Genomic DNA, 23,775 nt, shown 5'->3' with positions numbered 1-23,775 from the left:
CCTGCCAATCGCCGGGTGACCGGACAAGACGGACAAGGAGAGTTCCGCCGTGCTGCGTGTCGCCGTCATCGGTTCCGGGCCCAGTGGGGTCTACACCGCCCAGAGCCTGGTCCAGCTCGATCCCGAGGTCCGCGTCGACGTACTGGACCGGCTGCCGTGCCCGTACGGACTGGTGCGTTACGGCGTGGCGCCGGACCACGAGAAGATCAAGTCGCTTCAGAACAACCTGCGGACGGTCCTCGAACACGACCGGGTGCGTTTCCTGGGCGGTGTGGAGATCGGTCCGGGCGGGCTGTCCGCCGGGCGGCTGCGGGAGTGCTACGACGCCGTGGTGTACTGCGTCGGCGCCGCGACCGACCGGCGCCTGGGCATCCCGGGCGAGGATCTGCCCGGGAGTTGGTCCGCGACGCAGTTCGTGTCCTGGTACAGCGCGCATCCGGACGCCACGGAGGACGGTTTCGTACGGGGCGCCCGGTCGGCCGTGGTGATCGGTGTCGGGAACGTCGCGGTCGACGTGACCCGGATCCTGGCGCGCGGCGCGGCGGAGCTGAGCCCCACCGACATACCCCAGGCGGCCTTGGGCGCGCTGGCCGAGAGCCGGGTGACCGACGTCCACATGGTCGGGCGGCGCGGCCCGTCCCAGGCCCGCTTCACCACGAAGGAGCTGCGCGAGCTGGGCGGTCTGCCGGACGCCGAAGTACTGGTGGAAGCCGAGGAGTTGGGCCTGGACCCGGACTACGTCGATCCGTCCGGGCTGACGGGCACCCTGCGGCGGAACGTCGAGACGCTGAGGGGCTGGGCGGAGCGGCCGGCCAGGGGCGCCGCGCGCCGTGTCCACGCGCGCTTCTTCCTGCGCCCGGTCGCCCTTCTCGCCGACGCCGAGGGCGCGCATGTGGCGGCGGTGCGGTTCGAACGTACGCTGCCGGACGGTCGGGGCGGAGTGACCGGCACGGGCCAACACGAGGACATCGAGGCGCAGTTGGTGCTGCGTTCGGTCGGTTATCGCGGAGTGCCGCTGGAGGGGCTGCCGTTCGACGCGAGCAGCGGGACGGTGCCGCATCTGGCGGGACGGGTACTGCGGGAGGGGGCGGTGGCGCCGGGCGAGTACGTGGCCGGGTGGATCAAGCGCGGGCCGACGGGGGTGATCGGCACCAACCGCCCGTGCGCGAAGGAGACGGTGACGTCACTGCTGCTGGACGCGCCCGCCCTCGTAGGGGAACGGCCAGGTGAGGATCCGCTGGGGGCGCTGCGGGCGAGGGGGGTCGCGCCGGTGGAGTGGGCGGGCTGGCAGTCGATCGAGCGGGCGGAGGCGGCGCTGGGCGCCTCGCTGGGCCGCAACGTGGTCAAACTCCCGGACTGGCAGTCCCTGATGACCGCCGCACACCACAGCGCCGGCTGAGAGGCACGGGGAACTGCGCGCCCGGCCGGCGGCGGCCCGCACTCGGCACAGGGCGACCGAAGGCGGGTTCAGACCTCCCCGAGACGGGCGGACTGCCGGGCGGCGGCGGTGAGCAGCGCGTCGAGCAGCCCGGGGAACAGACCGTCCAGGTCGTCGCGGCGCAGGCCGTTGAGCTTGGCCGTGCCGCGGTAGACCTGCTGGATCACACCGCTCTCGCGCAGCACCCGGAAGTGATGGGTGGTCGTGGACTTGGTGACCGGCAGGTCGAAGTGCGAACAGGACAACTCGTCACCGGCCCCGGCGGCCAGCTCGCGCACGATCCGCAGCCGCATCGGGTCGGACAGCGCGTGGAGCACGGCCTCCAGCCGGATCTCCTCGCGCGCGGGGTGCGGCAGCTCGCGGCTGCCCGCGGCGGCGGTGCTGGTCACGGTGGCTCCACTTCGTCGGGGGCGCCCACGCCGGGCGGTCCCATGGCCCGTACGGGTCCACCCATCGTACGAGAACCATCGTAGTTTGACATCCGCCGTACTACGAGGGCTATCGTACGAGGACATCGCCCGCTCCGACGAACGGAGGCGCCGTGAGCGCACTCTTCGAGCCCCTGACCCTGCGCGCAGTGACGATCCCGAACCGCGTGTGGATGCCCCCGATGTGCCAGTACTCGGCCGCACCGGACGGGCCGGAGGCCGGTGCGCCCACGGACTGGCACTTCGCCCACTACGCGGCCCGCGCGGCCGGCGGCACCGGCCTGGTGATCGTCGAGGCGACCGGCGTGAGCCCCGAGGGCCGGATCTCCCCGTGGGACCTCGGCATCTGGAACGACACCCAGGTCGAGGCGCTGCGCCGGATCACCCGCTTCCTGGTCTCGCAGGGCACGGTGCCGGCCATTCAGCTCGCCCATGCCGGACGCAAGGCGTCCACGGGCCGCCCCTGGGAGGGTGGCGGGCCCGTCGGCGCCGACACCGTGGGGTGGCAGCCGGTGGCGCCGAGCCCGGTCGCCTTCGACGAGGCGCACCAGACGCCGGACGAGCTGACCGTCGGGCAGATCCAGGAGATCGTGGGGCAGTTCGCCGACGCGGCCCGCCGGGCGCTCGCCGCCGGGTTCGAGATCGTCGAGGTCCACGGCGCGCACGGCTACCTGATCAACGAGTTCCTGTCGCCGCACTCCAACCACCGCACTGACGCCTATGGCGGCTCGTACGAGAACCGCACCCGGTTCGCCCTGGAGGTCGTCGACGCGGTCCGCGCGGTGTGGCCCGAGGACAAGCCGGTCTTCTTCCGCGTCTCCGCCACCGAGTGGCTGGACGGACCGGGCTGGACCGCCGACGAGACGGTCCGTCTGGCGGCCGACCTGCACGCTCACGGGGTCGATCTCCTCGACGTCTCCACCGGCGGCAACGCCTCCGGTGTCCGTATCCCGACGGGCCCCGGCTACCAGGTGCCGTTCGCCGCGCGGGTGAAGGCCGAGACGCCGATGCCGGTGGCCGCCGTTGGTCTGATCACCGACGCCGAGCAGGCGGAGAAGATCGTCTCCAACGGGGAGGCGGACGCGGTCCTGCTGGGCCGCGAGCTCCTCCGCAACCCGTCCTGGGCCCGGCACGCGGCACGGGAACTGGGCGGTTCCGTACGGGTCCCCGACCAGTACCACCGATCCGTCTGAGCGGGCGCCGTGGGGCGGCGTCTCACGCTCCGTGGACCTGCCCCGTGACCTCTCGCCGGTAGTCCGCGTACGCGGCCCGCAAGGGCTCGCCCGGCCAGTCGGCGGGGAGGAGTTCGGGCGGGAGGACCGGGTCCGCGAGCAGGTGCCGTACGACGGCCGCGAAGGCGGTGAAGCGGTCCGCCCGGACCCGAGCCTCCCCCACGTGGGCGAGCAGGGTCCGGGCCGTGGCGGACCAGCCCTCCAGCGGCCACAGGCGCGCCGCGAGATCGCGGGCGGGCTGCTCCGGGCGGGCCGTGTAGTGCTGGGCCACCTCGGCGAGGTCGGCCGGGAGCGGGCGCAGCAGGTTGGCCGGGCGCAGCCAGACGCCCTCGCGGAGTTCGGCGAGCCGCAGGGCCGTCAGCCGGGCGCGCAGGTCCGCGCGTTCGGCGGGGCCGCGGCCGGTGGCAGTGATGACGGCCATCTCCCAGTCGCCGCCCCACGCGCGCGTGCGGGGCTCCACCGCCGCGTCCTGGCGGCGCTGACGTTCCAGGAGCCGGTCGCTGAGGCCGTACACCCCGTCCGTGCGTCTCAGGTCTCCGGCCGCGACCATCCGGCTCAGGGCGGCCCGCAGGGTGGATCCGGCGACACCGAACGCCTCGACCGCGCCCACCAGGTCCTTCACGTGCAGTTCGGGAGGGTGCACACCCAGGAGCAGACTCAGCACGACCGACCGCGCGGACAGTGGCCGCAACTCGGCGCCGGGCGCGGCGGAGCGGACGGGGTGATTCATGGGCGTACCTTACGCGGGAGATGTTGTTACGCTATTGCTGCGACTGTAGAGATAGTGCAACACTCGCGTATGGCCATCCTCCCCGCGTACGCGTACGACACCGTCCCGGCGGACGAGCAGCACGTCACCCATGACGTCACCAACCAGCCCCCGCCCCTGGCGCCCTACGACGCCTCCGACGACGTCGCCCTGCTGGAAGGGGTGCGGCGTGAGGGTGCCGGATGGGCCGAGGCAGACCTGCGGCGGCTCGGAGCGCGGGCCGGCGGGGCCGAGGCGCAGGAGTGGGGCGAGCTGGCCAATCGCCACGAGCCCGAGCTGCGCACCCACGACCGGTTCGGCAACCGGATCGACGAGGTCGACTTCCATCCGAGCTGGCACCAGCTGATGCGGGTGGCGGTCGAGGAGGGCCTCGCGGGCGCGCCCTGGGCGGACGACCGTCCCGGCGCCCATGTCGCCCGTACCGCGGGCGGGCTCGTGTGGGGCCACAGCGAGGCCGGGCACGGCTGTCCGACATCGATGACGTATGCCGCCGTGCCCGCGCTGCGCCGCCAGCCGGAGCTGGCCAAGGTCTACGAACCGCTGCTGACCGCCCGCGCGTACGACCCGGGACTGCGCGTGCCGACCGAGAAGCGCGGGCTGCTCGCCGGGATGGGGATGACGGAGAAGCAGGGCGGATCCGACGTCCGTACGAACACCACGGCCGCCACGCCGACGGCCGAGCCCGGCGTGTACACCCTGCGCGGGCACAAGTGGTTCACCTCGGCGCCGATGTGCGACCTGTTCCTGGTCCTGGCGCAGGCACCGGGCGGCCTCTCGTGTTTCCTCGTGCCGCGTGTGCTGCCCGACGGCAGCCGCAACCCGTTCCGTATCCAGCGGCTGAAGGACAAGCTCGGCAACCGCTCCAACGCCTCCTCCGAGCCGGAGTTCGACGGCACCGTCGCCTGGCTGGTGGGGCCGGAGGGGCAGGGGGTGAAGACCATCATCGAGATGGTCAACTGCACCCGCCTGGACTGTGTGATGGCCTCGGCGACCCTGATGCGCAGGACGCTCGTCGAGGCGGGCCACCACGTCCGGCACCGCAGCGCGTTCGGCGCCCGGCTGCTGGACCAGCCCCTCATGCGCAACGTACTGGCCGATCTGGCGCTGGAGTCCGAGGCCGCCACGACGCTCACGCTGCGGCTTGCGGGGGCGGCCGACCGGGTCTCCCGGGGCGACACCGCCGAGCAGGGCTTCCGGCGCCTCGCCACCGCCGTGGGCAAGTACTGGGTGACCAAGCGGGGTCCGGCCTTCACCGCGGAGGCGCTGGAGTGCCTCGGCGGCAACGGCTACGTCGAGGACTCGGGCATGCCGCGCCACTACCGGGAGGCACCCCTGCTGTCGATCTGGGAGGGCTCGGGCAACGTCAACGCGCTCGACGTCCTGCGTGCTCTGGGCCGCGAACCCGGCACGGCGGACGCCCTGTTCGCCGAACTCGGCCTCGCGCGCGGGGCGGACGCACGCCTGGACGCCGCCGTGACCCGCCTCAAGGGGCTGCTCACCGGCGCGTCGCCGGCCGGCGCCCGACGGCTGGTCGAGCAACTCGCCCTCACCCTCCAGGCATCCCTCCTCGTCCGGCACGCGCCGCCCGCCGTCGCCGACGCGTTCTGCGCGACCCGGCTGGGCGGTGACTGGGGGCACTCCTTCGGCACGCTGCCGGAGAACGCGGGTGTGGACGCGATCCTGGAGCGGGCGCTGCCGGGCGGAGAGTGAGCGGCCGGGTGACGGCCGCCCTGGGCCGAACGCCCGCCCGCCCGGGGACAGGTGACTCGTGTCCGACTGCACACGCGCTCCGAGCCGGCCGTCCCGGACCGTCTGCACGCGTCGGCCGAAGCAGCCGTCGCCGGCCGCCCGCGCGGCCCCAAAATGCCCTTCCCGGCTGCCCGTGCGGGCACGTGTCACAGATCCCGCGGGCACGCGGCCGGATTCCGGTTCGTTGTCAGTGCCGTGGTGCAGACTCCTGATCGGAAGGCAGTGCGACCACTGCGCCCGGGGGAGGGACGGCGTGTTCACGGGGATCGACGACATCGACTGGGCGTCGCTGCGGCATGCGTACGGCAGCGCGCGGGACGTGCCCGGACTGGTCCGGGGGCTCGCCTCGGACGATCCCGCCGAGCGGGAGACCGCGCTCGACGGGATGTACGGCACGGTGCACGACCAGGGCCGGGTGTACGACTCGACGCTCGCCTGCGTTCCGTTTCTGCTCGCGCTGGCGGCGCGGGAGGAGGGCCGGGACCGGGCCGGGATCGTCGAGTTGCTGGTGAGCATCGGGAGCGGATCCGGGGCCCGGGACGCCGGCACCGGCGCCCACGAGGACGAGGCCGGCGCCCCGGAGGAACAGGCCGGGGATCTGTACGGGCTTGCCCGCGCGGCGGTCCGGGCCGGTGCGCCGGTCTTCGTCCGGCTCGCCGGCGACGCCGACGCGGGAGTGCGCCGCGCGGTGCCGCCCGCGCTGGTCGGCTTTCTCGACGAGCCCGCGCATGTGCTCGGTGTGTTGCGGGAGCGGATCCGGGTGGAGCGGGACGACCGCGTGCTGATCACGCTGACCGAGGGGCTCGGGACGTTCGCGCGCCGCCATCCGCCCTACTCCGGCCCGGCACTGGATCTCCTCGCCGTGCACAGCGCCCCGCCGAACGGGCCTGTACTGCGGCTGGCCGCACTCGGTCAGCTCGCCGCCCACGGGCCCGAGCGGCTGCCGGACGATCTGGTGCCGACGGCCGTACGCCTGCTCAGGGAGCGGTCGCAGGGGCGGTGTGCCGAGCGGTGTCGCCCGGTGAAGGACACGCTGTCCCGGCACGTTCGCCGGCTGCGGCCGTCGGACGAGGAGGGCGCGCGGCTCCTCGGCACCCTGCACTCGGCGCTCGACGATCGAATACCGGACCGCAGGGCGCTGCTGAACGGGCAGTTGAGCAGCCCGAGCGCGTCGGACCGCTGCAACGCCGTGCGGATGGCGGCGGGCCTGCTGCGAGAGTGGCGGGGCGACCACACCGAGTCGGTCAGGTTGATCGGTGCCCAACTGGCCGCCGAGGAGAGCGGACTGCGCGACGCCGCCGTCTCCGTCCTGGTTGATCTCTTCGAGCCGGCCGCGCCCGCCGCGGACGCGCTCCATGAACTGGCGGCCGCCCGCCCCGACCTGTGGGTCCGGGCCTGGGGACGCGGGAGGCCGGTTCTCGGCGGCCCGCTCAAGGCGTTGGCACGCACCGGCGACCGCCGCGCGACACCGCTGCTCGCCAAGGTCCTGGCCGGGCCCGTCGTCCCCGACGACCTGGGTCTCGTACTCGCCCCTCTGGGCCGGGAAGCGGCCCCGCTCGCACCGGCCCTGCGGCGCGAACTGGCCGTCGCGACCCCGGACTCCCCCACCACGGCCGCCCGGATCGCACCCCTCCTGACCGCCCTCACGGACCTCGGCGACGAGGCCGCCGTCTCCGAGGCAGTACGGCTGTTAGAGGACTCCGGCGCGGAGCCGACGGAGCCGGTCGCGCGGGCTGCGATACGGGCCCTGGGGGCGTTCGGTCCCGCGGCGGGTGCGGGGGTGCCGGTGCTGCGCGGGTTGCTGGACGGCGAGTTCGGCGCGGTGGCCGCGGGCGCACTGTGGTCGGTTCAGGGCGACGCGTCGGCCGTACTGCCCGTGCTGCTGCGGGAGTTGGCGGCGGGCGATCTACGGCGGCGCACGGCCGCCGCCGAAGAGGTGGCGCGGCTGGGCCCGTCGGCCCTTCCCGCGCTGTCCGTACTGCGCGACACGATGGATATGGCGGGGGCCGGGGCAGTCCGGGAGCGCGTCGCGGCGGCGTACGCCCTGTGGCGGATCGGCGAGGACGCGGAGCCGGCGCTTCCGGTACTGCGGGCGGCATGGACGCGGAGCCCGTCCGTGCGGGTCAGGATCGCCGAGTGCCTGCGGGAGATGGCTCCCGCAGGGGCGCCCCTGCGGGACCTGGTCGCGGCCGAACGGGCCGCACCGCGACGGCACTTGGCGGGTGTGGACGGCCGCGCCGGTGACGGCGTTCCCGAGGACGAGCGGTTGTTGCGGTTGTGCCGGGAGCTGCTGGAGGGGACGTAGGCCTCACCCCGTCTGCCGTCCCCGTAGGGCGTCGAAGTGGGCCCAGTCCGTGTCCCACTGGTCCAGGCGGCGGCGTTCCATCCTGGCGCGGACCATACCGCCCGCGGCGATCGGCAGCATGGCCGCGCTGAGACCGGCCAGGCAGCCGATCGCCGACGAGCGGACCCTGGCCTGGGCGGCACTGGCGGGCTCGGTGACGAGGCGGCCGTTGGGGTCGGTCCAGACGGTGACCGCGCTGCCCTCACCGCTGCCCGGCACGACCCGGGCCTGTCCGCTGCGGGCGCTGCCGTCCGGCGCGGTCCAGCCGACCTCGGCCCACACCCGGTCGACGCCCGACGAGCCGCGCGCGGTGCCGGGCGCGTCCCCCGTGAGCCGGGCCGTCACCGGCCGCCACTCCGCACGCTCGCGTGCCAGCGAGTGCTCGACGGACCCGGCGGTGGCCAGTCCGCCCAGCGCGCCGACCAGGACGGTGAGTGCCCAGGTGGCGAGCACGACCCAGGCCTCCGTCCGGTCCGAAGGGCGTCTGAGGGGATTGCTCCGCCAGCGCCACAGCCACTTCTGCCGACCCCGGAACGCCATCGAGGGCTTCCCTCCTCTGTCCGATCCGCGCGTGGGCGTGCGCGACCGCCTTTCCACGCGACCGTCCTTCCATACGGGTGCCGGCGGCCGGGTGCTCACGGCGGTCCGAGGTGTGGCGCGTTCCATACGGTCCGCGCCGGCCCTCGCCCCCTCCCCCGGGGGCCGGTTCATCCCGCGCTCCCGCCGGTGCAGCGGCCCGGCAACACGGCGCTGACCTGCGCCGAAGTGACTTCCAGGGGTGACTGTCAGTGGCGGGGTGCAGACTGGCGGGTGTCTGGGACAAAGGCGTCGCGGAGGTGACCGGCATGACCGAGGTACTACTGGCCGTGGGCACGCGCAAAGGTCTGTTCATCGGGCGGCGGCGCGGTGGCTCGTGGGAGTTCGACGAGAGCCCGTACTTCAACGCGCAGGCCGTGTACTCGGTCGCGATCGACACCCGTGGTGACAGGCCTCGGCTGCTGGCGGGCGGCGACAGCGCGCACTGGGGGCCGTCGGTGTTCCACTCCGACGACCTGGGCCGCACCTGGACCGAACCGGCCAGGCCCGCGGTCAGGTTCCCCAAGGAGACGGAGGCCTCGCTGGAGCGGGTGTGGCAGCTGCACCCGGCGGCGGCCGAGCCGGACGTGGTGTACGCGGGCACGGAACCCGCGGCGCTGTACCGCTCGGAGGACAGGGGCGAGACGTTCGATCTGGTCCGCCCGCTGTGGGAGCACCCGACGCGCTCGAAGTGGGTGCCGGGCGGCGGTGGCGAGGGGCTGCACACGGTGATCACGGACGCCCGCGACCCGCGGACGGTGACGGTCGCGGTGTCGACGGCCGGTGTGTTCCGCACGACCGACGGCGGGGCCAGCTGGGCGCCGGCCAACTCGGGTGTCTCCGCGGTGTTCCTGCCGGACCCGAACCCGGAGTTCGGGCAGTGCGTGCACAAAATCGCAAAAGATTCGGCCAATCCCGACCGGATGTATCTACAGAACCACTGGGGTGTCTACCGCACGGACGACGCGGGCGCGCACTGGATCGACATCGGCGAGGGGCTGCCGTCCACCTTCGGGTTCGCGGCAGCGACGCATCCCGCGCGCGGGGACACGGCGTATGTCTTCCCGATCAACGCGGACGCGGACCGGGTGCCCGCCGACCGTCGCTGCCGGGTGTTCCGCACGGCGGACGCCGGGAAGAGCTGGGAGCCGCTGACGGCGGGGCTGCCGCAGGGTGACCACTACGGCACGGTGCTGCGCGACGCCCTGTGCACGGACGACGCCGATCCGGCGGGCGTGTACTTCGGCAACCGCAACGGCGAGGTGTTCGCGTCGGCCGACGACGGCGACAGCTGGGAGGAGCTGGCCTCACATCTGCCCGACGTGCTCTGCGTGCGAGCGGCGGCGGTGAGCTGACCCTGGCGGGCGCCGGCCGAGCGGGGCGCCGGCCGAGCGGGGCGTCGGCTGGGCGGGGCGCCGGCTGGGCGGGGCGCCGGCTGGGCGGGGCGCCGGCTGAGTGGGCCGACGGCCGGGCGTAGCGACGGCCCGACCGGGTGACGGCCCGCCGGAATGGTGGCCGGTCCCGCCGGTGGGTCGCCGATGGCGACCGCAGGCGGGGGTCAGGTCCGTACGCGACGGAAGCGCTCCTGGCGGACGAGGGGCCCATCCCTGGGAACACCCGCGTCCGTCAGGAACCTGCGCGGCGCTGCGGTCCCGGGTGGCCCGGGACCGTGCGCTACGGCAGTCGCCAGTCCACCGGCTCGGCGCCCTGTCCGGCGAGCAGTTCGTTGGCCCTGCTGAAGGGACGTGAGCCGAAGAAGCCGCGGTCCGCCGACATGGGCGACGGATGCGCCGACTCGATCGCCGGCAGCTCACCCAGCAGCGGACGGAGGTTGCGGGCGTCACGCCCCCACAGGATGGACACCAGCGGCTTGCCGCGTCCGGCGAGCGCCCGGATCGCCTGCTCGGTGACCTCTTCCCAGCCCTGACCGCGATGCGCGCCCGGCTTGCGCGGTGCCGTGGTCAGCGCCCTGTTGAGCAGCAGCACCCCCTGCTGGGTCCACGGTGTCAGATCCCCGTTGGACGGCCTGGGCAGCCCCAGGTCGGTATGCATCTCCCGGAAGATGTTCTCCAGGCTGCCGGGCAGCGAACGCACCTCGGGCGCCACCGCGAAGCTCAGCCCGATGGCCATCCCCGGTGTGGGATAGGGGTCCTGACCGACGATCAGCACTCGGACGTCGTCGAAGGGCTGCTGGAAGGCGCGCAGCACGTTCGCTCCGGCCGGCAGATACGTCCGGCCGGCCGCTATCTCGGCCCGCAGGAAGTCGCCCATCGCGGCGATGCGTTCGGCCGCGGGTTCCAGGGCCTTCGCCCAGCCCGCCTCAACAAGTTCATACAAGGGTCGTGGAGCCACAGCGCGTCACCCTACTGGCACACACCGGGGTCCCGCACAACACGCTCCCCTCACGCACGGACGCCCCGCCCGCCGCTACTCTTCCTCCTCATCAAGGTCGTCGAGGAGGAGGACAGCCCGTGGACCGGCGCCTGCCGTGACCAGTGACAGGGACGTCTCCCCCGGCACCCCCGCGTCCCCCGCCTCCCTCGGGAGCACCTCCTCCCCAGGAACCGCACCCTCCCCCGGAATCCTCGCCGTCGACTCGGGCGGCTCGGGCCTGCGGGTGGTCGTCGGCACGGCCGCCCGGGGCGCACTCGCCCAACGCGAGTCACCGGAACCCGTCCGCACCGGGCCGCGCGGCATCGACCCCGATCATCTGATGCGGCAACTGGTGCCGATGGTCCGGTCGTTGACCGAGGAGACGGCGGTGGCGGAAGTCGGTACGGCGGCCGTCGGTGCGGCCGGTCTCAGCACGCTGGGCGAGGCGCTGCGGGCCGAGCTGCCGGGCGCGCTGCACCGGGAGTTCGGCGTCTCGACGCTGGCGCTGGCCGCCGACGCCGTGACCGCCTACGCCGGTGCGCTCGGGGCGAGGCCGGGCGCGGTGGTGGCCGCCGGGACCGGGCTGATCGCCGTCGGCACGGATCTGTCGCGGTGGCACCGGGCCGACGGCTGGGGTCATCTGCTGGGCGACTGCGGCGGGGGCGCGTGGATCGGGCGCGCGGGTCTTGAGGCGGCGCTGCGGGCGCACGACGGGCGGCCCGGTGGTTCGGCGCCGCTGCTGGCCTGCGCGGAGGAGGAGTTCGGGCCGGTGCCGGGGCTGCCCGGGAAGCTGTACCCGCGTCCGGACCGGCCCGCCGTACTGGCCGCCTTCGCACCCCGGGTCGCCGCCTGCGCCGAGACCGACCCGGTCGCCGCCGGCATCCTGCGCGCCGCCGCGCGGCACATGGCGGACTCCGCCGCGGCCGTGTGCCCCACCGCGGGCGAGCCCCGGGTGGCGCTCACGGGCGGTCTGTTCCGGATGGGTCCCGTCCTTCTCGAACCGCTGGAGGCCGAGCTGGCGCAGCGGCTGCCGCGGGCGCGGCGGGTGGCCGCGGAGGGGGATCCGCTGCACGGCGCGGTGCATATCGCGAGCCGGCTCGCCACCGGTGCGTTGACGCTTCCGTTCGACAAAAACATGCTGTCTGTCACGCAAACGCCTAGCAGAACAGGTGCAGAAGAGATCTGATCCGTACATTTCCGATCGATACGTAACTCATCAGACAAAACCGGACGGATACCGTTCACCTGCACCCTCCCCGAACAGGGGAACCGAGGAAACCAGTAACATTCGGCGCCATGAGCTCCCCCACTGGGCCCGCGTCCGGCCTGCCTGTACGAATGCCGCGCCCCCGCCAGCCCGGTCGGCACCGCCGACCCGAGCCGCTCGCGGCTCCCGAGGGCGCGCCCGCCCTCGTTCTCGCGGTGCCCGGTACGCCCAGCGCCGCCTCGCGCAGCATCACCGAGGAGATCGTGAGCATCGCGCGCTCCGAGCTGCCCGGCCTGGACGCCCGGATCGGGTACCTCGACGGCGACGACGCGGAGTTCCCCTCGCTGCGCTCCGTGCTCACGCACGCGGCCGAGGAGCGTACGGCCCGCTACGAGCAGGCCGTCGCCGTCGGTGCGGACGCCAAGGAGCCCGAGGGCCCGGTCGCGGTGGTCGTGCCGCTGCTGGCCGGTCCGGACAGCGCGCTGCTGCGCCAGGTCCGGCAGGCGGTGATGGACAGCCGTGTCGCCGCGGAGCTGACCGATGTGCTCGGCCCGCACCCGCTGCTCGCGGAGGCGCTGCACGTGCGGCTGTCGGAGGCCGGCCTCGCCCGCGCCGACCGCGCCCGGCTGTTCACCGTGGCCACCGCCGCGGACGGCATCATCCTCGCCTCGGTGGGTGGCGAGGAGGCCGTGCAGGCGGCCGGGATCACGGGCATGCTGCTGGCCGCGCGGCTCGCCGTGCCGGTGATGGCCGCCGCGCTCGACGAGGAGGGCGCGATCTCCGCGATCGCCGAGCAGCTACGCGGCTCCGGTTCGCAGCAGCTGGCGCTGGCGCCCTATCTGATCGGCCCGGAGATCGACCCGGCCCTGATCGAGGCCGCCGCGACGGAGGCCGACTGTGCCGCGGCCGAGGCGCTCGGCCCGTACCCGGCGATCGGCAAGCTGGCCCTCGCGAAGTACACGACCGCGCTGGGCATCGCGCCGCAGCAGACGCAGGGCGCCCAGGCGCGCTGACCCGCAGTTCCGCCGCCGTACGAGCTCACGTACGCGAAGGGCCCGCTCCTGGCGCAGGAGCCGGGCCCTTCGGCATGTTCCGGGGGAACCCCCGGACGGCTTCTCAGCCGAAGACCACGCAGGACGCGGCCGGCACGCGGATGGAGCCGGCGCGGCGCGGCAGTCCGGTGGCCTCGTCCAGGGCGAACCAGGTCACGTCCCCGGAACGTTCGTTGGCGACGTAGAGGAAACCGCCGGACTCGGTGATCGCACGCGGCCAGTGGCCCCCGCACGGCACCGTCCCGACCAGCCGCAGCTCCTCGCCGTCGACGGCGAGCAGGGACAGTACGTCCTCGCCGCGCGTGGCGGTCCACACGAACCGTCCGTCGCGCGAGGCCACGATGCCCGACGGGTAGGCGTCCCCGTCCGGGGAGCCCGGCAGCACCCGTACCTCGGCCAGCGGCTTCAGTGAGCCGTCCGCGGCGTCCCAGCGGCAGACGGTGACGGTGGGGGTGAGTTCGTTGAGGACGTAGGCGTACGAGCCGTCCGGGTGGAAGGCGAGATGGCGGGGGCCCGCGCCGGGGCGCAGCGCGAACTCGCGGTGCAGGGTGAGCCGGCCGTCCGTGAGAGTGCACACGCGCACCGAGTCCGTGCCGAGGTCGACGCTGACGGCCCAGCGGCCGCTCGGGTCGGGCTGCACCTGGTGGGCGTGCGGGCCCTGCTGGCGCGGGGTGTGCGGACCGGCGCCGGAGTGCGCGAACACGTCGGAGACGGCGGGGCCGAGCGTCCCGTCCGGGCGCACGGGGACCGCGCTGACGCTGCCGGAGCCGTAGTTGGCGGTCAGGACGTGCCCCGCGTGCACGCTGAGGTGGGTGGGCCCGCTGCCGCCGACGGCCACGGGCGGCCCGGCGGGCTCGGGGGTGTCGCCGTCGACACGGTAGGCGGCCACCGCGCCCTCGGCGGTCTCGCTGACCGCGTAGAGCATGCGCCCGTCGGGCGAGAGCGTCAGGTACGAGGGGTCGGGGACGCCGTCCACGCCGCTCAGCGCGGTCAGGGCGCCGTCGTGGGGATCCACCGCCGCCGTCACCACGCCGGAGCCCCCGGCCGCCGTGAACGATCCGACGAACGCCCGTTGCCGCCTGCCGCCTTGCGTCACCGCTGTCCCCTCTCGGTGGCTGTGCCGTCCCGGCTGACGGTAGCAGTCGATCTACGGCGGTCTAGACCAGCCGTACGTCGACTGCGGCGCTCCCTCGGGGGCCGGCGTGCCGTCAGGCGCCCACGAGCGGTGAACCGGAGGGCGCCCGCAACGGCGTGGCGAGTTCGGCCAGCGCCCGCTCCAGGCCGTGCAGATGGGCGAGTGCGGGGGCGTCCGGCAGCAGCTCGGGCGCCGGGGCGACGTCCTCGCCGGGGCCGCCGGTCAGCGCCTCCACCGCGGCCTCCACCCGCCAGCAGGCGGCGGCGAGGCGGGCGTCGTGCGAGGCCTCCGGGTCGGCGGCGACGGTCACCAGACCGCGGATCTCGCGGGCGCAGTCGTCGAGCAGGTCGCGGATCCGGCGGGCCCGGCGCTTGCGGCCGAGCATCGGGTTCAGCGGGTGCACGAGCGGGGCCAGGGCGAGCCGGACCCGGCCGAGGAACTGCTCCAGCTCGGCCACGCGCGGCGCCGGATCGGCGCCCGGGACCCCGGCGAGGCGCGCCGCCGCCTCCGCGGTGCAGGCGTGCACACAGCGCAGCGCGCGCCGGACCCAGGCGTGGGTGACGCCGTGTGTGGTGACCGGCAGCAGGAACAGCACGGCGAGGACGGCGCCGAGCGCGCCGACGCCGGTCTCGGCGAGCCGCAGCGCCAGCAGAGCGGGGTCGAGGACGCCGAGCAGGCCGTAGAGCAGGGAGGCCAGGAGCGTGACGCAGAGCATCATCCACGTGTACGAGACAGCCGCGGTGTAGAAGATGCCGAAGACGCACGCGGTGAGCAGGACGGCCGTCGGCAGGGCGGCGCCGTGCACGGGGACGGCGACCAGCAGGCCCAGTCCGATGCCGATGACCGTGCCGAGGACCCGGCGGAAGCCGCGGACCAGGGTCTCGCCGCGCGAGGTGGTGTTGACGAAGATCCACCAGGTGGCGCCGACGGCCCAGTACCAGCGCTCGCCCGACAGCAGCTGTCCCACGACCAGCGCGAAGCCCGCGCCGGCGGTGGCCTGGACGGCCTGGCGGGTGGTGACGCGGGCGAGGCCGGTACCGTCCGGCGGGGCGGGGGCCGGGGCGGGCGGCAGGCGGCGCTCGTAGCACCACAGGCCGAAGCGGACGGCCGCCGCGATCAGTACGGACAGCAGGACGGCGGCGTAGAGCTCGGGCAGCCGGGCCGGGGTGGCGTGCAGGAACTGGGCGACGAAGTACGTCATGAACGCGAACACACCGAGGCTGTGGCCGCGCGGGCCCCACCTGCGCGCGTACACACCGGCGCCGACGACCGTGAGGAAGACCAGGTCGCGGGCGAGGGGCTGGTCGTGCAGTTCGGCCGCGGCGGCGAGCACCGGCAGGCCGACGGCCGGGAGCAGCGCGGTGGTGACCGCCTGTCCGCGCACGGTGGCGTCGGTGACGGTGAACAGGGTGAGCAGCGCGGCGAGGCCGCCGGTGACTGCGCCGACCAGCGAGTGTCCGGCGAGGCCGCAGACGACGACCGCAAGGCCGATGCCGAGGACCGCCCGCGCGGCGAAGCGCAGTCGCACGCGGTCCGGGTCCGGCGCCACGAACACCCTCTTCAGCACTGCTTCCCGCCCCCTCGCGCATGAGAAAGGCGCCGCGGGGTCCGCAGCGCCATCGACGGCACCATAAGAGCATCTCCGTCACCTCTGGCTCAAGTGGCGACGAGCATGGTGGTCCAATGGCCCATCATGAGGTGGCGTGGCCTGCGTGGCGAAGGACCAACGGACCAGGTGGGGTGGCCCTGGCCGAATCCGGGCCACTGAGCCATTGGTACAGTCACCGAAGATCAACTAGGAAGGGGCGCCGCGATGGCCGTGGACGAACTGGACACCCGCATCCTGCGGCTGCTCCTGGAACAGCCGCGTACCAGCGTGCGGGAGTACGCGCGCATCCTCGGTGTCGCCCGCGGCACGCTCCAGGCCCGCCTGGACCGGCTGGAGCGGGACGGTGTGATCACCGGCACCGGGCCGTTCCTCTCCCCCGCCGCGCTCGGCCACCCCGTGCTGGCCTTTGTGCACATCGAGGTCACCCAGGGCCACCTGGACGACGTGGGCGACGCGCTGGCGGCCGTACCGGAGATCGTCGAGGCGTTCTCGATCACCGGTGGCGGGGATCTGCTCACCCGGGTGGTCGCGCGCGACAACGGGCATCTGGAGGACGTGATCCAGAAGCTGATCAGCATGCCGGGGGTGGTGCGTACACGCAGTGAGGTGGCCCTGCGGGAGCGTGTGCCGCACCGGCTGCTGCCGCTGGTCGAATCGATCGGACGGGCCGCCGGGAAGTGATCACCCGGGTCCCCGGCGTCGGTCGCCTCCTTGGCATGCTGGACCACATGAGCAACCTCGGCGCCCTCTCGGTCATCTTCGATCTCGACGGAACGCTTGTGGACAGCGAGCCGACCTACTACGAGGCCGGCCGCCAGGTGCTCGCCCAGCACGGCGTCCCGGACTTCTCCTGGGCCGACCACGAGCAGTACGTCGGCGTCAGCACGCTGGAGACGATCACCGCGTGGAAGCGGCGGTACGGACTCGCGGCCTCCGTCGACGAGTTGCTCGCCGCGAAGAACGCCCGCTACCTCGAACTGGCCCGGACGGCCACGCGCGCGTACCCGGAGATGCGCGAGTTCGTCGGACTCCTCGCGGGCGAGGGCGTCCCCATGGCCGTGGCCTCCGGCTCGTCGGTCGAGGTGATCGAAGCGGTCCTGGCGGGCACCGGGCTGGACGCCCACCTGCACACCGTTGTCTCCGCCGACGAGGTCCCGCACGGCAAGCCCGCCCCCGACGTCTTCCTGGAGGCCGCCCGCAGGCTCGGCGCCGCCCCGGCCGACTGTGTGGTCCTGGAGGACGCGGCACCGGGCGCGGCGGCCGCCCACGCGGCCGGAATGCGCTGTGTCGCCGTCCCGTACGTCACCGCGCAGGCCGATGCCCCGGAGTTCGCGACGGCCGCGCTGCTGCTGCGCGGCGGCCAGCCGGAGTTCACCGCGCGGGCGACGTACGACTGGCTGGCGCGGGCGTCGGAGCAGCGCCGGATAGGCACCGGGCCTAGGACTTGCGGCGCGGGCGCCCGCGTCTGGCCGGGGTGCCCGAGCCGCCGCGGGTCCGGCCGCCGGCCGGCTTCTTGCCGGGCGGGGGCTTGCGGCGGGCCGCTCCCCCGTCGTCGCGGCGCTTGTCCTTCGCCTCGGACTCGGGCTTGGTCCGGCCACGGGTGCTGTTGACCGTGCGGCCGCGCACGATCCCGATGAAGTCGTCGACGAGGTCGGTCGTCGCCTCCTCCGGCCAGGACAGGGCGACGCTCGACTGCGGTGCGTCGACGACCGGGCGGAAGGTCAGGTCCTTGCGGTGGTGCAGACGGGCCAGCGACTGCGGCACGACGAGCACACCGACGCCGGCCGCGACCAGCTCGATCGCGTCCTCCGTGGTCGCGGGGCGCTCGATCGCGGGCTGTCCCGGCAGCTCGGTCCAGTCGAGTACGTCGTCCAGCGGGTGGAAGACCACATCGTCGGCGAGGTCGGCGACAACGACCTCCTCCGCGGCGGTGACCAGGTGGTCCTTCGGGACCACCACGACCGACGTCTCGGTGTAGAGGGGGATGGCGCTGAAGTACGTACGGTCGACCGGGAGCCGTACGATCCCCGCGTCCGCGCGGCCGTCGCGCAGGACGTCGGACGCCTCCGCGGCGGACACCGCGACGAGGGCGAGGGGGAGGTCGGGCCGGCGCTCGTCCCAGGTCCGCACCCACTTGCCGGGGGTTGTCCCGGGGACGTACGCGAGCCGGAACGTGGGGGGTGCCGCCGAGCCTGTCACCCCGCAAGGCTACCGGCTGTGGTCGGACGTCTCGTGTCCGGCGGATAGTCTGGACAGCATGAAGTCGCACCAGACCGCCCAGACGATGAAGCCCGCGACCGCGGCGAAGAAGCTGGGCGTGCACCTCCCCGCCACCCCCGCCGAGTTCCAGGAGGGTGTTGTCTCGCGCGCCGAGCTGACCGCGCTCCAGGCCGACCCGCCGGAGTGGCTGCGCGAGCTGCGGCTCAACGGCCCGCACCCGCGTCCGGTGGTCGCCGCCAGGCTCGGTGTCTCCATCGCCGGTCTCGCCCGCGGCGGTCTGACCGATCCCCTCACCACCGAGGAGATCGAGGCGCTGAGGCAGGAGCGCCCCGAGTGGCTGGAGAAGGAGCGCGCGACCCAGGCGGACGTCCGCAAGGAGGCGGCCCGGCTGAAGGCACGGGACGCCGAGCGCGAGGACTCCGCCGAGTAGCGGACGGTCCCCGGACCCAGGTCCTCACCGCCCGCCCCTCGACACGTCGCACGACCCCGTGGGTCCCGGCCGCCTCACGCCGCCGTGTCGATCTCCACCGCGCCGGCCGGCTCCCTGAACTGGGTCCGGTACAGCTCCGCGTACCGGCCCTCGGTGGCGAGGAGTTGGTCGTGGGTGCCGCGTTCCACGATGTGGCCGTCCTCGACGACGAGGATGAGGTCGGCGGCCCGGACGGTGGACAGACGGTGGGCGATCACCACGGCCGTGCGGCCCTCCAGCGCCTCGGCGAGCGCCTCCTGAACAGCGGCTTCGGAGGTGTTGTCCAGGTGGGCCGTGGCCTCGTCGAGGATGACCACACGCTGGCGGGCCAGCAGCAGGCGCGCGATGGTCATACGTTGCCTCTCGCCGCCGGAGAGCCGGTAGCCGCGTTCGCCCACGACCGTGTCGAGCCCGTCGGGCAGGGCGCGTACGAGGGTGTCCAGGCGGGAGCGGCGCAGCACGTCCCACAGTTCGTCGTCGGTGGCCCCGGGCCTGGCGAGGAGCAGGTTGGCGCGCACCGAGTCGTGGAAGAGGTGGCCGTCCTGCGTGACCATGCCGAGGGTCTCGCGCAGGGACCGGGCGCTCAGGTCCCGGACGTCGACGCCGCCGATCCGGACGGTGCCCGTGTCGGCGTCGTAGAGCCGCGGCAGCAGGGCGGCGACGGTCGACTTGCCGGCGCCGGACGAGCCGACGAGCGCGACGGTCCGGCCGGGTTCGGCGCGGAAGGAGACACCGTGCAGGACCTCGGTGCCGCCGCGGGTGTCCAGTGAGGCCACCTCCTCCAGGGAGGCGAGGGAGACCTTGTCGGCGGACGGGTAGCCGAAGCGGACGTCCTCGAACTCCACGGACACCGGCCCGTCCGGCACCTCCACGGGCTTGGGCTTCTCCTCGATCAGCGGCTTGAGGTCGAGGACCTCGAAGACCCGCTCGAAGCTCACCAGGGCGCTCATGATCTCGACGCGGGCTCCGGCCAGCGCGGTCAGGGGCGCGTAGAGACGGGTCAGGAGCAGGGCGAGGGCGACGACCGCGCCCGGTTCCAGGGTGCCGCGCAGGGCGAACCAGCCGCCGAGTCCGTAGACGAGGGCCAGGGCGAGTGCGGAGACGAGGGTCAGGGCGGTGATGAACGCCGACTGGGCCATGGCGGTGCGTACGCCGATGTCCCGCACCCGTGCGGCGCGCGCGGCGAACTCCGCGGACTCCTCGTCCGGGCGGCCGAACAGCTTGATCAGGGTGGCGCCGGGCGCCGAGAAGCGTTCGGTCATCCGGGTGCCCATGGCCGCGTTGTGGTCGGCGGCCTCGCGCTGGAGCCGGGCCATACGGCTGCCCATCCGCCGCGCGGGGATCACGAACACCGGGAGCAGCAGCAGCGCGAGGAGGGTGATCTGCCAGGACAGGGTGAGCATCACGGCGAGGGTGAGCAGCAGTGTCACCACGTTGCTCACGACCCCGGAGAGGGTGTTGCTGAAGGCCCGTTGGGCGCCGATGACGTCGTTGTTGAGGCGGCTGACGAGCGCCCCGGTCCGGGTGCGGGTGAAGAACGCGACCGGCATGCGCTGCACATGGTCGAAGACGGCGGTCCGCAGATCGAGGATGAGCCCTTCGCCGAGCGTCGCGGAGAGCCGGCGGGCCAGCAGCCCGAGCGCCGCCTCCCCCACCGCGATCAGCGCGATGAGCAGGGCGAGGCGGACGACGGTCTCCTCGTCGCCGCCCGACACGATCGTGTCGACGACGCGTCCCGCGAGGACCGGCGTGGCTACGGCGAGCAGTGCCGTGACCACGCCGAGCAGTACGAACCAGGTGATCCTTCGGCGGTGCGGGCGGGCGAATCCGGCGACTCTGCGGAGTGTCGCGCGGGCGAGGGGCCGACGGGCCTGCTGGGCGTTCATCACGCTCTGGAGCTGGGTCCAGGCTGTGGTTTCCATGCTCATGCGGAAGACGCTAGGACCTCAACCAATGTTGAGGTCAAGCGTTCGTCCGTCAGCGAACGCCCGTCCAGGTGTGTGCCACGTCCACCACGACCCGGTCGGTCAGCACCTGGACCCGGAACGGCAGCCGTGCCCGTACGCCGAGACCGAGCTGGGTCTCGCCCTCGAAGCTGCCGACGAACCGGGCGTCCCTGAACGTGCGGTACCCGGTGAGGTTCACACCGGGCAGCGGCTTGCCCGCGCGTGCGGGGTAGGTCGGCTTTCCGGTCTCGGGGTCGTAGGCGGGTGCGGTCACCCGGACCTCGATGACGGCGCCGCCGCCGACGGTGACGGGTGTGCCGGAGCCGTCCTGGTGGATCCGGTCGACGTACTGGACCGAGTAGCCGAGTTCGCCGCGGCCCGCGCCGGGGACGTCGACGACCATCCGGTCGTAGCAGTCCTGGCGGCCGGTCCTGACGTTGGTCACCGAGTCCACCGTGGAGGTGGCCAGGGTCTTGGCCTGACTGCCCCAGCCCGTGGGGCAGTTGGCGGCCGTGGCCGCGCCGGCGGCCGGGGCGGAGGCCACCACCGCGGTGGCACCCATGATCGCGAGTGTGAGAAGGACTGTTCCCTTGCGTGCCATGACATCCCCTAAGGACGGCAAAGTGGAGATGTGTTGTAGGACATCCCATTTGGCGGAATGGTTGCACGCCTGAGCGCAGGCCGCCGACCGCAAGCGCGGGGGTGATCGGTCAGTGCCCCCTGAACGCCTCCTCCAGCCACCAGGCGCCCCGGTCGCGGACCACCTTGGCGTCGATGAGCAGCGGCGCGGTGCGTGGGCCGGCGACCCAGGCCTCCACCGCCCCGAGGTCGTCGCGGGTGTGCACGGTGACCGCCTCGAAGCCGTACCCCCGGGCCACGGCGGCGATGTCCGTCGGCGGGAACTCGACCGTGTCGAGGGGGTGTCCGCCCGGCCCGAAGTGGTGCACCTCGGCGCCGTAGGCGTCGTCGTTGTGGACGACGACCACCATGGGCAGTCCGAGCCGCCGTACGGTGTCGAGTTCGGCGGCGCCCATGAGCGCGCCGCCGTCCCCGAGGGCGGCCACGGGGAGGCGGTCGGGGCGGGCGAGGGCGGCGCCGATCGTGGTGGCCAGGCCGAGGCCGATGGACTGGAAGGCCTGGGTGAAGCAGAAGCCGTTCTCGTCCGGCACGGACAGGAACATGCTCGGGTGGCCCATGAAGTTCCCCGAGTCCACACCGACCACACGCTCGCCCGGGAGGATGTCGTCGAGCGCGATGTTCAGGGTCCGCGGGTCGATCCGCTCGCGGGTTCCGGTGTCCTCGTAGGGCACGTCACGCCAGCGGACGCCCGCGGCGAGGGCGGCGCCGACCTCCGGGGTGCGGTAGCCCCGCCGTTGTTCCGTGGCTGCGTCCAGCACGCGGCGCGCGGTGAGTTCCGTGTCGCCGGTGACGCCGAGGGCCAGTGTCCGGTGGGCGCCGAGCGCGGACGGGTCGTCGTCGATCTGGACGACCTCGGCCCGCGGACCGATCAGCCGGCCGTGGCGTGTGGTCCACATGTTCAGGGCACAGCCCCAGCCGACGACCAGGTCGGCGCCCTGGACGAGTTCGGCGGTCACCGGGGACGCGAAGCCGCCGCAGACGTCGAGGGACCAGGGGTCGCCGTGGAAGAGTCCGCGCGCGACGGCGGAGGTGGCGAGCAGTGCGCCGTGCTGTTCGGCGAGTGCGCCGAGGGCGTCGCGGGGGCCCGGTCCGCGGGCACCGCGCCCGGCCACGAAGACCGGCCGCTGCGCCCGGCCGAGCAGCTCCGCCAGCGCCGCGAGGTCCTGTGCCGACGGCTCGACCGGCTGCCGCGGCGGCGGGGGCGCGACCTGGGCGAGAGCGCCGTCCGGCACCTCCAGCGACTGCACCGCGAGCGGGAGGTTCAGCAGGACCGTGCGGCGCTCGTGCAGGGCCCGGCGCACGGCCGCGCAGGTCTCCGCCACCGCGTCCCGAGCCGACGTCACCCGTGCCGAGACCGCGCCGACCGCGTGCGCCAACGCCTCTTGGCCGACATGGAAGTTGGACGTCGGCTCGGTCGCCTCCGCCGCCAGAACAACAAGCGGGGTACGGCTCTTGGCGGCCTCGGTGATCCCGGTCATGGCGTTGGTCAGGCCCGGCCCCTGGTGCACGCTCAGCACACCGAGCCGGCCGCTCGTGCGCGCGTAGGCGTCGGCCATGGTCGCCGCGCCGCCCTCGTGCCGGGCGGCGACGAACCGGGCGCCGGACGCCACCAGGGCGTTGGTGACATGGAAGTTGCCCGACCCGACCACACCGAAGACCAGGTCGACGCCGGACGCCGTAAGGGCCCGGCCGACCGCCTCAGCGACGTTCACCGGTGCTCCAGCCTCGGCGACGTTCACCGGTGCTCCACCAGGGCCAGGACGCGTGCGGGAGAGCCGGAGCCGGTGACGATGGGCAGGGGCCCGGCCATCACGACGGCTCCGGTCGGCGGCAGCGCGGCCAGGTTCCTCAGCTGGGTCAGTCCGTACTTGTCGCTGCCCATGAGGTACGAGTGGCAGGGGAACGCGGGGTCGAACCCGGTGGCCGCTCCGGCGTCGGTGCCCACGGTCTCCACCCCGAGGCCGATCACCGGCGACTCCCGCGCCACCCAGCGGGCGCACTCGGCCGACAGACCGGGGGTGTGCGGGCCGTTCTCGTCGGCGTTGAGGAACGCCTCCTGCGCGTGCGCGCGGGTGTCCCAGCCCGTGCGCAGCAGCAGCCAGCCGCCGTCGGGCAGGGGGCCGTGCTTCGCCTCCCAGGCCCTCACGTGGTCCACCTCGACGAGGAAGTCGGGGTCCTGTGCCGCCTCGGCGGTGAAGTCCAGCACCGCGGCGGGCGCGACCAGCCGGCCGGCCGGTACGGAGGCCACGTCGTCGAGGTCCCGTCCGGTCACCCAGTGGTTCGGCGCGTCGAAGTGGGTGCCGGTGTGTTCGCCGGTGCGGAAGTTGTTCCAGTACCAGGCCGGTCCCCGGTCGTCGTACCGGCTGATCTCCTCCAGTGCGAAGACCGCCGTCTGGCCGAATTCCGGGGGCAGTTGGAGCACCGGCGTCGAGGGGGTCAGCGGCGAGGTGAGGTCAACGACCTCGATCGATCCGTTCCGCAGTCCGGACACGAGCGAGGCGAGGACGGACGGCTCGGGCATACGTGCCTCCACGGGACGACGACGCTGGAGCGGACAGCATCGCAGAGCCCCGCCGCCCGGCCGACGGG

At 73.8% G+C, this 23,775-nt stretch carries 20 protein-coding genes and 1 pseudogene; 10 read left to right on the top strand and 11 right to left on the bottom strand.

The window, feature by feature from the left end; genetic code table 11:
• Positions 1 to 49 precede the first annotated feature (49 nt).
• A complete protein-coding gene (locus ACIQAC_RS37085; RefSeq protein WP_402199293.1) occupies positions 50 to 1,399 on the top strand; it encodes an FAD-dependent oxidoreductase in 1,350 nt (449 codons plus the stop codon).
• 68 nt (positions 1,400 to 1,467) lie between these two features.
• On the opposite strand, the gene ACIQAC_RS37080 is transcribed toward ACIQAC_RS37085, so the two are convergent.
• The gene (locus ACIQAC_RS37080; RefSeq protein WP_402199291.1) at positions 1,468 to 1,827 is read right to left on the bottom strand and encodes an ArsR/SmtB family transcription factor; all 360 of its coding nucleotides are present in this window, start codon (positions 1,825 to 1,827) and stop codon (positions 1,468 to 1,470) included.
• 152 nt (positions 1,828 to 1,979) lie between these two features.
• Between ACIQAC_RS37080 and ACIQAC_RS37075 the strand changes: the two genes are divergently transcribed.
• Positions 1,980 to 3,059 carry an NADH:flavin oxidoreductase/NADH oxidase gene (locus ACIQAC_RS37075; protein ID WP_402199288.1) on the top strand — a complete coding sequence of 360 codons (1,080 nt, stop codon included), beginning with the start codon at positions 1,980 to 1,982 and terminating at the stop codon, positions 3,057 to 3,059.
• Between the two features lie 22 nt (positions 3,060 to 3,081).
• On the opposite strand, the gene ACIQAC_RS37070 is transcribed toward ACIQAC_RS37075, so the two are convergent.
• Positions 3,082 to 3,828, bottom strand: coding sequence for a PaaX family transcriptional regulator C-terminal domain-containing protein (locus ACIQAC_RS37070; RefSeq protein ID WP_402199287.1), 747 nt, complete (start codon positions 3,826 to 3,828; stop codon positions 3,082 to 3,084).
• 69 nt (positions 3,829 to 3,897) lie between these two features.
• Between ACIQAC_RS37070 and ACIQAC_RS37065 the strand changes: the two genes are divergently transcribed.
• Both ACIQAC_RS37065 and ACIQAC_RS37060 read left to right on the top strand, forming a co-directional pair.
• Positions 3,898 to 5,577: an acyl-CoA dehydrogenase family protein gene (locus ACIQAC_RS37065; protein ID WP_402199285.1), complete on the top strand. Its 1,680-nt coding sequence runs from the start codon at positions 3,898 to 3,900 to the stop codon at positions 5,575 to 5,577.
• 292 nt (positions 5,578 to 5,869) lie between these two features.
• Entirely contained in the window at positions 5,870 to 7,921 is a 2,052-nt protein-coding gene (locus ACIQAC_RS37060; RefSeq protein WP_402199283.1) for a HEAT repeat domain-containing protein, read from the top strand.
• Positions 7,922 to 7,924: 3 nt separating this feature from the next.
• Here ACIQAC_RS37060 and ACIQAC_RS37055 read toward each other — a convergent pair whose 3' ends face one another.
• Entirely contained in the window at positions 7,925 to 8,500 is a 576-nt protein-coding gene (locus ACIQAC_RS37055) for a hypothetical protein (RefSeq protein WP_402199280.1), read from the bottom strand.
• A 305-nt stretch (positions 8,501 to 8,805) separates the two neighbouring features.
• Between ACIQAC_RS37055 and ACIQAC_RS37050 the strand changes: the two genes are divergently transcribed.
• Complete coding sequence (locus ACIQAC_RS37050) at positions 8,806 to 9,891, top strand: WD40/YVTN/BNR-like repeat-containing protein (protein WP_402199278.1); 1,086 nt, start codon at positions 8,806 to 8,808, stop codon at positions 9,889 to 9,891.
• Positions 9,892 to 10,210: 319 nt separating this feature from the next.
• Here ACIQAC_RS37050 and ACIQAC_RS37045 read toward each other — a convergent pair whose 3' ends face one another.
• A complete protein-coding gene (locus tag ACIQAC_RS37045) occupies positions 10,211 to 10,888 on the bottom strand; it encodes a uracil-DNA glycosylase (RefSeq protein WP_402199275.1) in 678 nt (225 codons plus the stop codon).
• Between the two features lie 229 nt (positions 10,889 to 11,117).
• On the opposite strand from ACIQAC_RS37045, the gene ACIQAC_RS37040 reads away from it, so the two are divergent.
• Together ACIQAC_RS37040 and ACIQAC_RS37035 are read left to right on the top strand one after the other, a co-directional pair.
• On the top strand, positions 11,118 to 12,095 hold the full coding sequence (locus tag ACIQAC_RS37040; RefSeq protein ID WP_402199376.1) for an N-acetylglucosamine kinase: 978 nt from the start codon (positions 11,118 to 11,120) through the stop codon (positions 12,093 to 12,095).
• A 110-nt stretch (positions 12,096 to 12,205) separates the two neighbouring features.
• Positions 12,206 to 13,129: a sirohydrochlorin chelatase gene (locus ACIQAC_RS37035; RefSeq protein ID WP_402199273.1), complete on the top strand. Its 924-nt coding sequence runs from the start codon at positions 12,206 to 12,208 to the stop codon at positions 13,127 to 13,129.
• Between the two features lie 103 nt (positions 13,130 to 13,232).
• Here ACIQAC_RS37035 and ACIQAC_RS37030 read toward each other — a convergent pair whose 3' ends face one another.
• Both ACIQAC_RS37030 and ACIQAC_RS37025 read right to left on the bottom strand, forming a co-directional pair.
• Positions 13,233 to 14,264, bottom strand: a complete 1,032-nt coding sequence (locus ACIQAC_RS37030) for a lactonase family protein (protein WP_402199271.1) — start codon at positions 14,262 to 14,264, stop codon at positions 13,233 to 13,235.
• A 112-nt stretch (positions 14,265 to 14,376) separates the two neighbouring features.
• Positions 14,377 to 15,870 (bottom strand): FUSC family protein, encoded by a 1,494-nt coding sequence (locus tag ACIQAC_RS37025; RefSeq protein ID WP_402199269.1) that lies wholly within the window; start codon positions 15,868 to 15,870, stop codon positions 14,377 to 14,379.
• A 246-nt stretch (positions 15,871 to 16,116) separates the two neighbouring features.
• Between ACIQAC_RS37025 and ACIQAC_RS37020 the strand changes: the two genes are divergently transcribed.
• Complete coding sequence (locus ACIQAC_RS37020; protein ID WP_402199266.1) at positions 16,117 to 16,593, top strand: Lrp/AsnC family transcriptional regulator; 477 nt, start codon at positions 16,117 to 16,119, stop codon at positions 16,591 to 16,593.
• Positions 16,594 to 16,640: 47 nt separating this feature from the next.
• Positions 16,641 to 17,321 (top strand): annotated as a pseudogene (locus ACIQAC_RS37015) (HAD family hydrolase); the annotation flags it as partial.
• Between the two features lie 28 nt (positions 17,322 to 17,349).
• Here the strand turns inward: ACIQAC_RS37015 and ACIQAC_RS37010 are convergent.
• Positions 17,350 to 18,111 carry a LysR substrate-binding domain-containing protein gene (locus ACIQAC_RS37010; RefSeq protein WP_402199264.1) on the bottom strand — a complete coding sequence of 254 codons (762 nt, stop codon included), beginning with the start codon at positions 18,109 to 18,111 and terminating at the stop codon, positions 17,350 to 17,352.
• A gap of 58 nt (positions 18,112 to 18,169) precedes the next feature.
• On the opposite strand from ACIQAC_RS37010, the gene ACIQAC_RS37005 reads away from it, so the two are divergent.
• Positions 18,170 to 18,562, top strand: a complete 393-nt coding sequence (locus ACIQAC_RS37005; protein WP_402199261.1) for a DUF5997 family protein — start codon at positions 18,170 to 18,172, stop codon at positions 18,560 to 18,562.
• A gap of 74 nt (positions 18,563 to 18,636) precedes the next feature.
• Here the strand turns inward: ACIQAC_RS37005 and ACIQAC_RS37000 are convergent, their stop codons facing one another.
• The 4 genes from ACIQAC_RS37000 to ACIQAC_RS36985 all read right to left on the bottom strand — a co-directional run bounded on the left by ACIQAC_RS37000 (position 18,637) and on the right by ACIQAC_RS36985 (position 23,707).
• Positions 18,637 to 20,523: an ABC transporter ATP-binding protein gene (locus tag ACIQAC_RS37000; RefSeq protein WP_402199374.1), complete on the bottom strand. Its 1,887-nt coding sequence runs from the start codon at positions 20,521 to 20,523 to the stop codon at positions 18,637 to 18,639.
• Between the two features lie 55 nt (positions 20,524 to 20,578).
• Positions 20,579 to 21,109: a hypothetical protein gene (locus tag ACIQAC_RS36995; protein ID WP_402199260.1), complete on the bottom strand. Its 531-nt coding sequence runs from the start codon at positions 21,107 to 21,109 to the stop codon at positions 20,579 to 20,581.
• A gap of 148 nt (positions 21,110 to 21,257) precedes the next feature.
• A complete protein-coding gene (locus tag ACIQAC_RS36990) occupies positions 21,258 to 22,898 on the bottom strand; it encodes a thiamine pyrophosphate-binding protein (RefSeq protein ID WP_402199257.1) in 1,641 nt (546 codons plus the stop codon).
• Between the two features lie 23 nt (positions 22,899 to 22,921).
• Positions 22,922 to 23,707, bottom strand: coding sequence for a cyclase family protein (locus ACIQAC_RS36985; protein WP_402199256.1), 786 nt, complete (start codon positions 23,705 to 23,707; stop codon positions 22,922 to 22,924).
• Positions 23,708 to 23,775 lie beyond the last annotated feature (68 nt).

It is taken from the genome of Streptomyces sp. NPDC088387 (genome assembly GCF_044753385.1).
Classification (GTDB): Bacteria; Actinomycetota; Actinomycetes; order Streptomycetales; family Streptomycetaceae; genus Streptomyces.
This window is presented reverse-complemented; position numbering and strand designations above follow the sequence as displayed.